The 12,773-nt window shown below is 65.0% G+C and carries 15 protein-coding genes; 7 read left to right on the forward strand and 8 right to left on the reverse strand.

Features of this window, described 5'->3' with window-relative positions:
• Nucleotides 1–5: 5 nt before the first annotated feature.
• On the reverse strand, nt 6–1,235 hold the full coding sequence (locus tag XH87_RS36220; RefSeq protein ID WP_271590873.1) for a lytic murein transglycosylase: 1,230 nt from the start codon (nt 1,233–1,235) through the stop codon (nt 6–8).
• 132 nt (nt 1,236–1,367) lie between these two features.
• Between XH87_RS36220 and XH87_RS36225 the strand changes: the two genes are divergently transcribed.
• The gene (locus XH87_RS36225; protein ID WP_035703659.1) at nt 1,368–1,622 is read left to right on the forward strand and encodes a hypothetical protein; all 255 of its coding nucleotides are present in this window, start codon (nt 1,368–1,370) and stop codon (nt 1,620–1,622) included.
• On the forward strand, nt 1,615–1,941 hold the full coding sequence (locus tag XH87_RS36230) for a hypothetical protein (RefSeq protein WP_244429563.1): 327 nt from the start codon (nt 1,615–1,617) through the stop codon (nt 1,939–1,941). The genes XH87_RS36225 and XH87_RS36230 overlap by 8 nt, the downstream gene beginning before the upstream one ends.
• A 51-nt stretch (nt 1,942–1,992) precedes the next feature.
• Here the strand turns inward: XH87_RS36230 and XH87_RS36235 are convergent, their stop codons facing one another.
• Nucleotides 1,993–2,514 (reverse strand): MarR family winged helix-turn-helix transcriptional regulator, encoded by a 522-nt coding sequence (locus XH87_RS36235; protein ID WP_035703656.1) that lies wholly within the window; start codon nt 2,512–2,514, stop codon nt 1,993–1,995.
• A gap of 54 nt (nt 2,515–2,568) precedes the next feature.
• Here XH87_RS36235 and XH87_RS36240 point away from each other — a divergent pair, with 54 nt between their 5' ends.
• Both XH87_RS36240 and XH87_RS36245 read left to right on the forward strand, forming a co-directional pair.
• The gene (locus tag XH87_RS36240) at nt 2,569–3,048 is read left to right on the forward strand and encodes a carboxymuconolactone decarboxylase family protein (protein WP_271590874.1); all 480 of its coding nucleotides are present in this window, start codon (nt 2,569–2,571) and stop codon (nt 3,046–3,048) included.
• Nucleotides 3,049–3,069: 21 nt separating this feature from the next.
• A complete protein-coding gene (locus XH87_RS36245; protein WP_271519793.1) occupies nt 3,070–3,573 on the forward strand; it encodes a cupin domain-containing protein in 504 nt (167 codons plus the stop codon).
• 28 nt (nt 3,574–3,601) lie between these two features.
• Here the strand turns inward: XH87_RS36245 and XH87_RS36250 are convergent, their stop codons facing one another.
• From XH87_RS36250 to efp, 3 genes are all read right to left on the reverse strand, one after another.
• The gene (locus tag XH87_RS36250) at nt 3,602–4,588 is read right to left on the reverse strand and encodes a DUF808 domain-containing protein (RefSeq protein ID WP_271590875.1); all 987 of its coding nucleotides are present in this window, start codon (nt 4,586–4,588) and stop codon (nt 3,602–3,604) included.
• Between the two features lie 83 nt (nt 4,589–4,671).
• Nucleotides 4,672–6,273, reverse strand: coding sequence for a M23 family peptidase (locus tag XH87_RS36255; protein WP_271590876.1), 1,602 nt, complete (start codon nt 6,271–6,273; stop codon nt 4,672–4,674).
• A 45-nt stretch (nt 6,274–6,318) separates the two neighbouring features.
• The gene (gene efp, locus XH87_RS36260) at nt 6,319–6,885 is read right to left on the reverse strand and encodes an elongation factor P (RefSeq protein ID WP_035703646.1); all 567 of its coding nucleotides are present in this window, start codon (nt 6,883–6,885) and stop codon (nt 6,319–6,321) included.
• Between the two features lie 162 nt (nt 6,886–7,047).
• On the opposite strand from efp, the gene epmA reads away from it, so the two are divergent.
• Genes epmA through XH87_RS36275 form a run of 3 tightly spaced genes read left to right on the forward strand, consistent with a single transcriptional unit; the run spans nt 7,048 to nt 9,488 of the window.
• Nucleotides 7,048–8,100 carry an EF-P lysine aminoacylase EpmA gene (gene epmA, locus XH87_RS36265; RefSeq protein ID WP_271590877.1) on the forward strand — a complete coding sequence of 351 codons (1,053 nt, stop codon included), beginning with the start codon at nt 7,048–7,050 and terminating at the stop codon, nt 8,098–8,100.
• Nucleotides 8,097–9,191 carry a lysine-2,3-aminomutase-like protein gene (locus tag XH87_RS36270; protein ID WP_035703643.1) on the forward strand — a complete coding sequence of 365 codons (1,095 nt, stop codon included), beginning with the start codon at nt 8,097–8,099 and terminating at the stop codon, nt 9,189–9,191. The genes epmA and XH87_RS36270 overlap by 4 nt, the downstream gene beginning before the upstream one ends.
• Nucleotides 9,192–9,233: 42 nt before the next feature.
• On the forward strand, nt 9,234–9,488 hold the full coding sequence (locus tag XH87_RS36275) for a hypothetical protein (RefSeq protein ID WP_035703641.1): 255 nt from the start codon (nt 9,234–9,236) through the stop codon (nt 9,486–9,488).
• Between the two features lie 72 nt (nt 9,489–9,560).
• Here XH87_RS36275 and XH87_RS36280 read toward each other — a convergent pair whose 3' ends face one another.
• The 3 genes from XH87_RS36280 to XH87_RS36290 form a co-directional block, all read right to left on the reverse strand.
• Nucleotides 9,561–10,646, reverse strand: coding sequence for a 3-deoxy-7-phosphoheptulonate synthase (locus XH87_RS36280; RefSeq protein WP_271590878.1), 1,086 nt, complete (start codon nt 10,644–10,646; stop codon nt 9,561–9,563).
• 236 nt (nt 10,647–10,882) lie between these two features.
• The gene (locus XH87_RS36285) at nt 10,883–11,461 is read right to left on the reverse strand and encodes an HdeD family acid-resistance protein (protein WP_035703637.1); all 579 of its coding nucleotides are present in this window, start codon (nt 11,459–11,461) and stop codon (nt 10,883–10,885) included.
• Between the two features lie 72 nt (nt 11,462–11,533).
• Nucleotides 11,534–12,574, reverse strand: a complete 1,041-nt coding sequence (locus XH87_RS36290; protein WP_271519780.1) for a PrsW family intramembrane metalloprotease — start codon at nt 12,572–12,574, stop codon at nt 11,534–11,536.
• Between the last annotated feature and the right edge of the window lie 199 nt (nt 12,575–12,773).

The raw sequence follows: 12,773 nt of genomic DNA on the forward strand, positions 1-12,773 counted from the left end.
ACCGCCTACGATCCCTGCCGCAACTTCGCCAGCACCTTCAGCCCGCCATAGCCATCCGCCGGCGTGATGCCGGCGCGCTGCTGAAAATCCTTGATCGCCTTCATCGTGTCGTTGCCGACGCGGCCATCGGTGCCGCCGGTATCGAAGCCGGCCTTGGTCAAGCGCGTCTGCATCTCCTGCACCTCGGCGAGCGTCAGCGCGCGCTCCGAGCCGGGGAAGGGCTGGATGAAGGGTGGTGCGCCCAGGCAGCGGTCGCCGAGATGGCAGATCGCCAGCGCGTAGTTCATGGAAGGGTTATAGCTCTTCACCGAATAGAAATTCGGTCCCAGCAGAAAGGTCGGCCCGCCCGCGACAGGCGTCCACATCTGCGCGGATGCGTTGGGCTGTGGAAACGGCTGGCCGTCGGCGCGGGTGACGCCGGCCGCCTGCCAGGCCGCATAGGTGCGGCTGCCGCTCATATTGCCCGCCGCGCGCACCTCATAGCCCCAATGCTCGCCACGATGCCATTTGCCGCGATTGACGAGATATTTCGCGGTCGAGCCCAGCGCGTCGTCGGGCTTGCCGAACGGCGATACCTTGCCGTCGCCGTCATAGTCGATGCCGACATTGAGCCAGACCTCCGGCATCCATTGCGAATGCCCCATCGCGCCGGCCCAGGATCCGCGCATTTGCTCGGGCGTGCTCCAGCCCTTGTCGACGATCCGCAGCGCGTTGATCAGTTCGGTCTCCCAATAGGCCTTGCGGCGCGGCTCGTTCCAGGCGAGCGCGGCCAGCGAGGGAAACACCGGCCTCATGTGGTTCTGCTGCACCAAGGGATCGCCATAGGCGGACTCGACGCCCCACAGCGCCAGCAGCGTGCCGCGCTCTACGCCGAAATCGCGCTCGATGCGGGCGAACAATGCCTCGTTGTTCTTCAGCGCGATCTTGCCGTTGATGATGCGCCAGTCCGAGACGCGGCGATTGATGTATTGCCAGACCTGTTCGTGGAATTCGGGCTGGTTGCGCATCTGCTTGAACACGCTCATGTCCGGCTCGACCCGTCCCATCGCGCGCTGCCAGGTCGCTGCTGAAATACCCTTCGCCATCGCGCGTGCGCGAAAGCTCTCGCGCCATTCGTCGAAGCCCGAAGGCGCGGCGAGAGCGCGTGTCGGGACGGCGAGCAAGGCGGCTGCACCGATCGCCGATTGGAGCAGGGCGCGGCGCGTGTGACGGGGCGAGGAATCAGCGTGCTTCATGGGCGCATTCTAGCCGGAAACATGGCCCGTGTGAGTCGGTTCTGGAACATCTGCAGGCCCGATCCACGCGTCGTTTGTCGGAACAAACTGTCGCAGTCCTGCATTCCCCCACATGAGAATGAGGAGGAGAAGATGAAGAAATTTCTGCTTGCTGCCGCCATTGCCACCGCCGTTGCGGCGCCTGCGTTTGCCGATGAAGTCGGCGTCCATGTCGGCCCGGTCGGCGCCGGCGTGACGGTTGGCCAGTCCCACGAATATCGTGAGCGGGACCGCGACCACACCACCGTCATCAGGGAACGCGAGCCCGCCGATCGTACCACGGTGATCAAGAAGGAAGATGAATTCGGCAATCGCAGCAAGACCGTCATTCATCACGACAATGACTGACGGAACCGGGCCCCGGCTTGATGCCGGGGCCCTTCGTCGCAGGATCGGCAGATCGAATCGGGGTGGAATGAAGATACGCGCACATGCGGAAAGCCATGTCGTCGAACTCGACGACGGATCGCAATGGCAGATTTTCCCCGGCGACCTCGCGACCACGCTGAGTTGGAAGCCCGAAACCGATTTGCGTCTCGAGCCGAGCGGTGACCGGATGAGTTCGCACGTGCTGGTGAATACCGCCGATCAAAGCCGCGTGCGGGTGATCGCGACGGACAAGACCTGGCCCGATGGCGAGGTCAAGAATGCGTTGAAAGGCGGGTAGGGCGCGCTGAGGCAGCAGAAGCTGCAATCAACGACTGCGAATGTCGGCGGCCTAAGCCTCCTTCAGGTCGGCCGCGATTCCGGCAAGCCAACGCCGGATGGTTGTTTCCGCCTTTGAATCCAAATCACGAGCGAGGCGCTTCTCCAATTCGAGCACACGGTGCCGGCACGCCTTCAACAGCGTCGCGCCGCGCGGCGTCAGCGTCCATTGCTGGATGCGGCCGTGGACCGGATGAGGTGTCATCGCAATCGCGCCGTCGCGTTCGAGGTTGCGGATGATGACGCCGACGGTCTGTGGCGTCAGGAAGGTGAGGCGGGCGACATCGGCGCCCGACAGGCCCGGATAGGCGTTCAGCATGGTCAGTACCGCGAACTGCGGCGGCGTCACGCCGAGATCGGCGAGAGTCCGCTCCATCGTCAGGCGAACCGCGGCGTGGGCCTGTCGCAGCAGATAGCCGAGATAGCCTTGCTCGCCCCGCTTGCCTTCCCCGGGAGCGGGAACATGCACGGCGCCGTCTTCGACCGGCCTTCGTCCCGATTGCGATCTCGTGACGTCATTGATCTTGCGTGACATATAAGAGCTCTTATAAGATATACGCACTCTTATAACAAGACGAGGTGAACGGCAATGTCACACGCCCGCAGCGAATACGAGGATTTCAAGAAGATCGCTCCCGATGCCTATGATGTGGTGCTGGCGCTGGGCCAGCTTGCGGCCAAGGCCGGGCTCGACAAGCAGCTTCTGGAACTCGTCAAACTGCGCTCGTCGCAGATCAACGGCTGCGCCTTCTGCGTGCAGCATCACGTCCTGCTGTCGGAACGGATTGGCGTTCCGGTCGACAAGCTCCATCTGGTCGCGGTCTGGCGCGAGGCGCCGATCTTTTCGCCGCGCGAGCGTGCTGCGCTGGCCTGGGCCGAGGCGCTGACCTGTCTGCCCGACGGGATCAGCGAGGAGGTCTACGCGGAAGCGTCCGGCGAATTTTCCGAGACGGAACTGACGTACCTGACCTCGGCGGTCGCCTCGATCAATGTCTGGAATCGTTTCGGTGCAGCGTTCCGCTGGACGCCTGCAAGGCGGCCGGTCGCAGCGGCCGCCGCTGCATCCTGATGGCGACAGGGGGAGATCACGATGACAGCAATGAGCCTTCCTGCCGTGCCGCGTCCGATGCCGTCACGCTCGACGGCGCTCGCCGCCGTCGCAGGGCTTGCCTGCGCGCTTGCGATCGGCAAGGCGCTGCCGGTGACGATGGACACCGTCTCAGGCGTGCTGGCCCCGCTTTGCGCCACGGCGGCGGAGGGGTCGCCGCTCGACAAGGTCGAGCCGATCGGCTCCTATGCGCTTCCGAACGTCCCGGGCAAGCGCGTCACCATCGTGCGCGTGTCGTACGGTCCCGGCGGATTTTCGCGGCCGCACCGTCACTCGGGATCCGTCACGGCCTACATCACCAAGGGCGAGATTCGTTCTCAGCTCGGCGGCGGCCCGGTCGAGACGTTCGGCGTCGGCCAGTCCTTCTTTGAGCCGCCCGGCTCGACGCATCTGGTCTCAGCCAATGCCAGTATGACGGAGCCGGCGGAGTTGATCGCGGTGTTCGTCGCAGATGAGGGCGCGCAACTGACGACGTTCCTGGAGTAGCCGCATTCGCAATTCGCAACCGCAATGTTCAGGCCGACTGCGATCGCCTCAGCCGCTTCCAGGCCGGTGTGAGACTGTATTCAACGGCCGGAATCGCAAGTGCGCCGACAAGCAGTCCAAGTGCGCCCGAGATGGCTGCTTCGACCGACCATTCGATGATGCCGGCAACGGATGGAAGGACGTGTGCGGCAGCCTCGGTTGCGGCATGGACCGTGCGGCCGATCACGGGCGGGCCGTATTTTTCGATGCCGAGCAGGATGATGCCGCCGCCGACCCAGATCATGGCGGCGGTGCCGACGGTGCTCAGCACCGCCAGGAAGGTGGGCATGCCGCGGACGAGCGCGCGTCCAAGCCAGCGGATCGCACCGCCAATGACAGAGGCGCCGTCGTGGCGCGCGAGGGCCACGCCGACATCGTCCGCCTTCACGATCAGGGCGACCACGCCATAGACCCCAACGGTGATAAAGAGGCCGACCAGCGCCAGCACCAGCGCCTGCGTCCAGATGCTGCCCGCCGGGAGGGCCGCGAGCGTGATCGCCATGATCTCCGCCGACAGGATGAAATCCGTCTTGATGGCGCTCGCGACCTTCTCGTCCTCCATCGACCGGGCATTCAACGCGATCGGCTGGAGCTGAGTTTCGTGGTGGTGCGCATGATGCGGCATCACGGCTTCGAGCACCTTTTCGGCGCCCTCGTAGCAGAGAAAGGCGCCGCCCAGCATGAGCAGCGGCGTGATCGCGGCGGGAAGGAAATAACCAAGCAGCAGGGCAATCGGCAGCAGGATCAGTAATTTATTGCGCAGCGATCCGACCGCGATCTTACCGACGATCGGCAGTTCGCGTTTCGAGGCGAAACCGATGACGTAGTTCGGCGTGACGGCCGTGTCGTCGATGACCACGCCAGCCGCCTTTGCGCCCGCCTTGGCGGCCTGGCTCGCCACATCGTCGAGCGAAGCTGCTGCCACCTTTGCGATCGCCGCGACATCGTCGAGAAGACCGATCAGTCCGACACTCATCAATCCTGTCCCTTCTGCGTTCGAGCCGGCGGTGCGCGCGACAACACGCTCTTGCACCGCCCGGCATCAGAACGAGCAAGCTGTCAATTGTCCTCGCCGCCCGATCCCTCGCGCGGGTCCGGCTTGATCACGTCCTCGGGCAGCGCGTGCGCCACAGGCTGCGGGGTCTCCGCAACCTCCGGACCGACTTCGCGGCCGCGGGCGCGGATCAGGCGTTCATAGGCGGAGACCAGCGTGACGTAGGGGCTGACCCAGATCCAGCCGTCGCGGGTGAACACTTGAACATCGAAATGCAGGTGCATCGACGTGCCGGCGGGATGATCGAGATAGTTCGAGATCACACCGATCTTCTCGCCTTCGGTGACGAAGCGGCCATTGAGCACGCCATCGGCGTTCATCACCTGCGGATTCATGTGCATGTAGCGGAAACGGATGTGCTCGGTGCGACTATTGACTTGAAGTGTCGCGGCCTGGTCCTTGGCTCCGCGGATGACGATCGCGTCACGCACGGCGACGACGGCGCGCTGCTTGGGATCGCAGGGCTCGCGGCCTTCACCGGGCGGCGGGCAGTCGGCGGCGCGGATGTCCTCGCCCTGGTGGCCGTAGCCTCCGCCACATTGCCACACCTCGAAACCGCGCGACTCGCAGAAATTGTCGCGCCAGGGGTAGGCGGTCGGGCCTTCGCTCCTGTCGCGCTTGCCGTAGGATTGCGAGCGCACGAAGGCGGGCACCTTCTCGAGGGGAAAGCGGATCTGGGCATAGGCCATCATGTCGGGATGGCCGCTCTTGTTGCGGTAGCCCGTGTTCGGGATGATGTCGCCGCTTGGCCGGTAGCCGAAGTCCGGTGAACGCTCGGCCGGACGGTCGAGCACGTTGGAGGCAATGTCCGTCAGCGGCCGCATGCGCTGGCCGCCTGCGACACGCAGCGCCCTCAGGAAGCGCTCGGCGACCGGGTAGGCTTCCTTGCAGGCGAGCCGTCGCGGTTTGGCGATGCTGTCGAGGCACTGGATCGACACCACATAGGCGACGCCGAAGCGGGTGAAGGCGTAGCGCACATAGCCTTCCCGGATGAACTTGCGCAGGTCTGGGTAGGTTGTCGCGAGCGGCTTGACCGGCTCGCCCTTGCCGCCGGCGGGATCGGCGATGTCGTAGACGAGGGCCGAGCCCGTGATCTGAACCTCGACCGGCCTTGCGAACACCCGGCTCGGCATGCCCTCGCCGGCGCCGGGTTCGAGCGCGAAGGTCGCGCTGTAGCCGGCAGGGCCGGCATCGAACATGTCAACGGGATTGAAGTCAGCCTGGTAGCGCGACAGGGCGAGCGTCGCCGGCGCGCCGCTGCGCTGCGCCTCGAGGTACGCCGCGGCGTCGAACGGCAGCAGCACGGGTATGGCACTTCGGGTAATGCCGGTGAAGAAGCGCAAGGAGATCGCGTTGAGCTGCACCAGCGCGGGCGTTGCGCGCGGATCGTAGCGCGGCACCGAACGGCGGGGTGCGAAGATGAAGTCGCCCGCAACCTGGGGGCGGCTGTTGATCTCGACACGGAGCTGGTCGAGCGCTGCCCGCCAGTCGACGCGCAGGGCAGTGAGCGAGGGGTTGCGGAATTCATCCGCAGCGAGCGGCGCGGCGACGAGGAGCGACAGCAACGCCAGGAGAAGCGAGACGAAGCGGAGACTCTTCCTGCCCACTGCCTCGCCCCCCGGCGGTACCTGTTCCGATCCTCGATTGCTCGCTTAGTCCTTGGCGCGTTCGGCGTAGGAGCCGTCCTCGGTCATCACCACGATGCGGGTGCCGACCGTGATGTGCGGCGGCACGGTGGTGCGCACGCCATTGGACAGCACCGCCGGCTTGTAGGAGGAGGAGGCGGTCTGACCCTTGGTCACGGGCTCGGTGTCGACCACTTCCAGCGTCACGCGCTGGGGCAGCGCGATCGACACCGGATTGGTGTCGTGCATGGACAGCTTGACGGTCATGCTCTCCTGGAGATACGCGGCGGCGTCGCCGACGACGTCCTTGGAAACCTGGACCTGATCGTAGGTCTCCGGGTTCATGAAGTGGTAGCCGTCGCCGTCCTCATAGAGGTAGGTATAGTTGCGCTCCTCGATCGTGGCCTTTTCGACCTGGTCGGTGGTCTTGTAGCGTTCGGAGATCTTTACCCCGTCCGAGATTCGGCGCATTTCGATCTGGCTGACCGGGGTGCCCTTGCCAGGATGGATGTTTTCGGCGCTCACGACGACATAAAGCTTGCCGTCTTGCTCGATCACGTTGCCCTTGCGAATAGAACTGGCGATGACTCTCAAAGCTGTATTTCCTGCTTACTTGGCCCGGCTGCGGCCAGGACCTGGTCAAATCGATGGGGGACTTAGGGCCTCAAATCGGACCTCGGCGCCCGTTTCGGGCCGCAACATACTGATTTTGCCGTTGGATGCCAGCACTTTGCTGGCGGCCGGGGTGGTCGGTTGATGTCGGGGGACAAGCCGATGTCGCCGTTCTGGTCGCCCGGCAGGCACCTCGACCGGCGGCCGTTCCTCCAGGCCAGGGGCGCCGTGACCGGAGCTTTGCGGGCCTTTTTCGCCGAGCAGGGCTTCACGGAGGTCGAAACCTCCGTCCTTCAGGTCTCCCCGGGCAACGAGACCCATCTGCACGCCCCCCGGACCGAGATCATGCGACCCGACGGCAGTCGGGCCGGCCGATACCTGCGGACCTCGCCCGAATTCGCCTGCAAGAAGCTGCTGGCGGCGGGCGAGACGCGGATTTTCGAGTTCGCCCGGGTGTTCCGGGACCGCGAGCGCGGCGACCTGCACCTGCCCGAATTCACGATGCTGGAATGGTACCGGGCGGGTGCCCCCTATGATGCCATCATGGCCGATACCGTCGTCGTCATTTCTCGTGCGGCGCAGGCGACCGGCATCGGGACCTTCTCCTTCCGCGGCCGGACCGCCGATCCCTTCGCCGAGCCGGAACTCCTGACGGTCGCGGGCGCCTTCGAGTGCTTCGCCGGCATCGACCTGCTGTCGACAATTTCGGACGGCGAGGGTAACCGTGCCGCGCTCGCCGCAGCGGCCCGCTGCAAGATCCGTATAGCCGAGGACGACACCTGGTCCGACATTTTCAGCAAGATCCTGGTCGAGCATGTCGAGCCGCATCTGGGGCAGGGGCGTTTGACCATCCTGTCTGAATACCCATCTCCAGAAGCGGCGCTGGCGCGGGTGAAGGTGGACGATCCGAGGCTCGCCGAGCGGTTCGAGGTCTATGCTTGCGGCGTGGAGCTCGCCAACGGCTTTGGCGAACTGACCGATGCCGAGGAGCAGCGAAAACGCTTCACGGAATCGATGGCGGAGAAGCAGCGCCGCTACGGCGAAGCCTATCCGCTCGACGAGGACTTTCTGGCTGCCGTTGCCGCAATGCCGGAGGCGAGTGGCGTCGCACTTGGCTTCGACCGGCTGGTCATGCTGGCGAGCGGCGCAACACGAATTGATCAGGTGGTGTGGACTCCGCCTGCGGATGAGAGATGACGAAGACAATCCTTGCACGCACTCTGCGCGAGCCTGCCGAGCTGGTGGCCGAGGGTCTGGCCCCTGCATCCGCGTTGCCGGCGCTCGAACGGGTTGCCGCGCGTTATGCCGTAGCGATCACGCCTGATCTGGTCGAGCTGATCGACACGACCGATCCCGACGATCCCATCGCGCGACAATTCGTTCCGACCGCAGCCGAGCTGGACCTGAAGCCGGGCGAAAACGCCGATCCGATCGGCGACCACCCGCATTCGCCGGTTCCCGGGATCGTGCACCGCTATCCCGACCGCGTGTTGTTCAAGCTCGTTCACGTCTGCGCGGTCTATTGCCGCTTCTGCTTCCGCCGCGAGATGGTGGGGCCCGGCAAGGAAAATGCGCTGTCGGACAGCGCCTATCGCGCGGCGATCGATTACATCCGCGCACACGACGAGATCTGGGAAGTGATTCTGACCGGCGGCGACCCCCTGATGCTGTCGCCGCGACGAATGAGCGAGATCATGGCCGATCTGGCCGCGATCGATCACGTCAAGATCATCCGTCTTCACACCCGCGTGCCGGTGGTCGAGCCCGTGCGCGTCAGCAAGGAGATGGTTGCGGCATTGAAGGTCGCGGGCGCGACCACCTGGCTGGCGGTGCACGCCAACCACGCGCGCGAACTTTCAGGGCTCGCGCGTGCGGCCTGCGCGCGGCTCGCCGATGCCGGAATTCCCCTGGTGAGCCAGTCCGTGCTGTTGCGCGGCGTCAATGACAACATCGGCGCTCTGTCGGATTTGATGCGAGCTTTCGTCGAATGCCGGATCAAGCCCTACTATCTGCATCACGGCGATCTGGCACCGGGCACGGCGCATCTGCGAACGACGCTGGCGGAGGGACAGGACCTGATGCGGCAGTTGCGCGGGCGGGTGTCAGGACTGTGTCAGCCGGACTATGTCATCGACATTCCCGGCGGCGCCGGCAAATCGCCCGTGGGGCCAAGCTACGTCTCGGCGCCGCAAAATACCGCACCCGATGCGGATGCTGCGGGAGCCGAAACGCGCTATCGTATCGTGGATTATTGCGGCGACGTTCATCTCTATCCGCCCGAGACCTGAGCGGGGTGGGACGTGCGCCGGTTTGAGAATGGAGACGTGAAGATGAAGAAGATCATGCTGGCAGCATCGCTCGTGGTCTCGCTTGATGGCGCGGCGCTTGCGCAGACCAACGGCTCGAAGGGAGCGACATCCGGCGGCGCAATCCCTGGAACAGTGTTGCCGGCGCCCGTCGGTCACCGCCAGCCGCGTGCGGCGGACGTACCGAGCGAGAAGAATCTGAGCAATCCGAACACCCCCGCCAACAAGGAAGATGCGGAGCTCGATCGCAAGATCAAGAGCATCTGCCGCGGCTGCTGAGGCTTCGACCTCTCCCCGCACTGGGCCCCAGCGGGGAGAGGTGAGAGTGAGCCGACCCATCTTCGTAGTGCCTTACGCCGACCGCTCGTGCAGCCCTGCGCGCCGGGCGTTGCGGCGGATCTCGACCGCGTCGGCGAGCTGCTCGAGCGCGGTTGCCGTGGTCGGCCAGTCGATGCAGCCGTCGGTGATGCTCTGGCCGTAGGTGAGCGGCTTGCCCGGCACCACGTCCTGGCGACCGGCGACGAGGTTGCTCTCGATCATCGCGCCCATGATGCGGCTCTCGCCGCCCGAGATCTGACGGGCGATGTCGGCCATCACCAGCGGCTGGTTCTCCGGCTTCTTGCTCGAATTGGCATGGCTTGCATCCACCATCACGAGCGGCGCGACGCCGGATTTGGTCAATTCATTACAGGCGGCCGCAACGCTTGCCGCGTCGTAGTTTGGCTTGCTGCCGCCACGCAGGATGATGTGGCAATCCTCGTTGCCGGCGGTCGAGGCGATTGCCGAGCGGCCGAGCTTCGTCACCGCCATGAAATGATGCGGATGCGAGGCCGACTTCACCGCGTCAGCCGCGATCCGCACATTGCCGTCGGTGCCGTTCTTGAAGCCGACCGGGCAGGACAGTCCCGAGGCCAGCTCGCGATGGATCTGGCTCTCGGTCGTGCGTGCACCGATTGCGGCCCATGAGACGAGGTCGGCAATGTATTGCGGCGTCGTCATGTCCAGGAATTCGGTGCCGGCGGGCAGGCCGAGATTGTTCACTGCCGACAGCACGTTGCGCGCCAGCCGCAGGCCCCTGTTGATGTCGAAGCTGCCATCGAGATTGGGGTCGTTGATCAGGCCCTTCCAGCCGACGGTGGTCCGCGGCTTCTCGAAATAGACCCGCATCACGATCTCGAGCTGGTCGGCAAGGTCTTCGCGCAGGCGCGCAAGGCGCTCGGCGTAGTCAAGCGCGGCCCTGGGATCATGCACCGAGCAGGGGCCGACCACGACCAACAGGCGGTCGTCCTGACCGCCCAGGATGGCGTGGATGGCGTTGCGGGCGGCCATCACCACGCGCGTCGCGGTGAGCGTGCGCGGGACCTCCCGCATCACCTCTTCCGGCGTGCTCAGCTCTTTCAGTTCACGGATGCGAAGATCGTCGGTCGTGCTCAGCACGGCGGGCTCCTGTCTGTTTTTGGAAACCTGCCGGCCAACAAAAAGCCGCCAGGTCTGGCGGCTTGTTCGGACGTTTGCTGCAATGTGTCAGATTGAGCGCGATCCTCCCGCCGCCAGCGAGCTGTCGTAGCTAAAGTACCAAAAATAGCTGATGGCGACGGTGATCATGACTGGCCATATAGCGTGCCGTAGGCGGGTTGTCACCCCCCAAACGGCGCGGGAAGCGACGAGGCGCCTCAGGTGTTGCTGTTGCGTGCCGCCAACGCCATGCCGATCAGGGTGGCGCCGCCGAACAGCAGGTTGATACCGACGAGGACGCCGATGGCCCAGTCCGCCGAGCTCGGCAGTCCCGTGATCACCATGAACGAGATCGCGATGTCGACGAGGCCGGAGATCAGGAGCCACGACCAGCGGCCGCTCAGCTCGCGACGGTGCTCCAGCGCGTACATGATGGTGGCGACGCCCTCGGCAAGGAAATAGGCGCCGAGCACGATGGTCAGCGTCAGCACGGCCTGCATCGGCCTGGCCAGTAGCAGCATGCCGGTGAGCACGGCCAGCGCGGCCGAGATCAGCGACCACCAGAAGCCTGGCGTGCTGCGCGCCCAATAAGTCGCGATCAGTCCGCCGATGCCGCTGATCAGGAACATCCAGCCGAGGAAGATCGCGGTCGCAAGACTCGCGAGCGGCGGGAGGATCAATGCGGCAACGCCGAGAACCACAAGCAGGATACCCTCGAACAGGAAGGCCTTCCAATGCGCCTTGACCGCCTGGTTCATGGTGGATCGGAGCCGTGAAAATTCCTCAGGCGATGTCATGATGGTCTCGATCTCGTAAGCAGCTCAGGCGGATCAATCTAGTCTATGTGCACCGCGCTTGCCATCGCGCCCTCAGCCGCCGCCGGGCGCCGAGGAAAAACCTTCCGCGCTGGTGCGGATGCGGTTGCGGCCGAGAATGTAGATCGCCGTTGTGACAATCAGAAGCGCCAGGCCGAGCAGGATCGAGACGAAACCAATCGGGATCAGCGCCAGCGTCAGGTTGCGCTCGGGATTGATCAGCCAGTGATGGATCGACGTCAGCACGAAGGCGAGGCCCAGAAAGCCGAGGCCGCCGCCGGCGAGCAGCAGTGCCCACATCCGGCGGAGCTGGCTGAGCCGCTCACGTGCGACATCGGTCCGCGGCGCATGGTGGCGCGCCACGCGCCGGACCAGACGGATGGCGAAAGCAATCGAGCTGAAGCCGACCAGGAGGCTCGCGGCGCCCAGCCACATTCGCAGCGTCGGATCGAGATCGGGCATGCGCTGGAGCGCCAGTAGCGGGAAGTCGAAGGCCGAATGCAGCGCAAGCGGGCCGGCGAAGATCAGTAGCCGGCTGGAAAGACGGGCCCAATCGCGATGGCGGCGGTTCGCGCCGAGTGCCGTACCGGCGCGTGCGATCGTCAGGTAGGCGCCCGCTATGATGCCGAGCGCGCCGTGGAACGGCACCGTCAGTACACTGCGCAGGGCAGCCAGCGAGCGCCACATCTCCGCGTGCTGAACCAGATAGGCAAGGTTCTCATACGCGGCGAAGCCGAGGCCGACTGCGGCGCCATAGACCACGGTATCCATCGGATTGGAGAAGGTCCGCCGCTTGGTCGATGAAACCAGCACGATGGCGATCACCTTGACGGCCTCCTCGGGCAGCGCGACGCCGAAGACCGAATGCATGGCGAGCGCGGCCCAGGGGTCGTCGGGGGCTGCGACCATCTTGGCGAAGGGGGCGCGGGCGAGACCCAGCAGCGAAATGCTGGCCGCGCCGAGCAGGAAGGCAGTCCAGACCTGGGCCGGCGGACCGGGACGCTCTTCGGCGGCGATGACAAGCCACAGCATCAGCAGCGCCGGGGCAATGGCGGCAGTTCCAATGACGGTGGGTAGCGCTTCAATCAAATACATCGGCGCCGAAAATAGGTTCCCTCGATCCGCTTATCTACGTCCACCCGATGCGACCATCTGTCATGCGCCCGCTGTCGGCTCGCTTAACACGCGCGACAGCCTCCATTCATCTGGGTCGCCCGCGAAGATCTAGAATTCAAGCGCAATCAATTGCATGGCAAAAAATGCTCGTCATCCATGGCAACGACCGCGCGCCCCA

The sequence above is a fragment of the Bradyrhizobium sp. CCBAU 53415 genome (assembly GCF_028128735.1).
Lineage (GTDB): Bacteria > Pseudomonadota > Alphaproteobacteria > Rhizobiales > Xanthobacteraceae > Bradyrhizobium.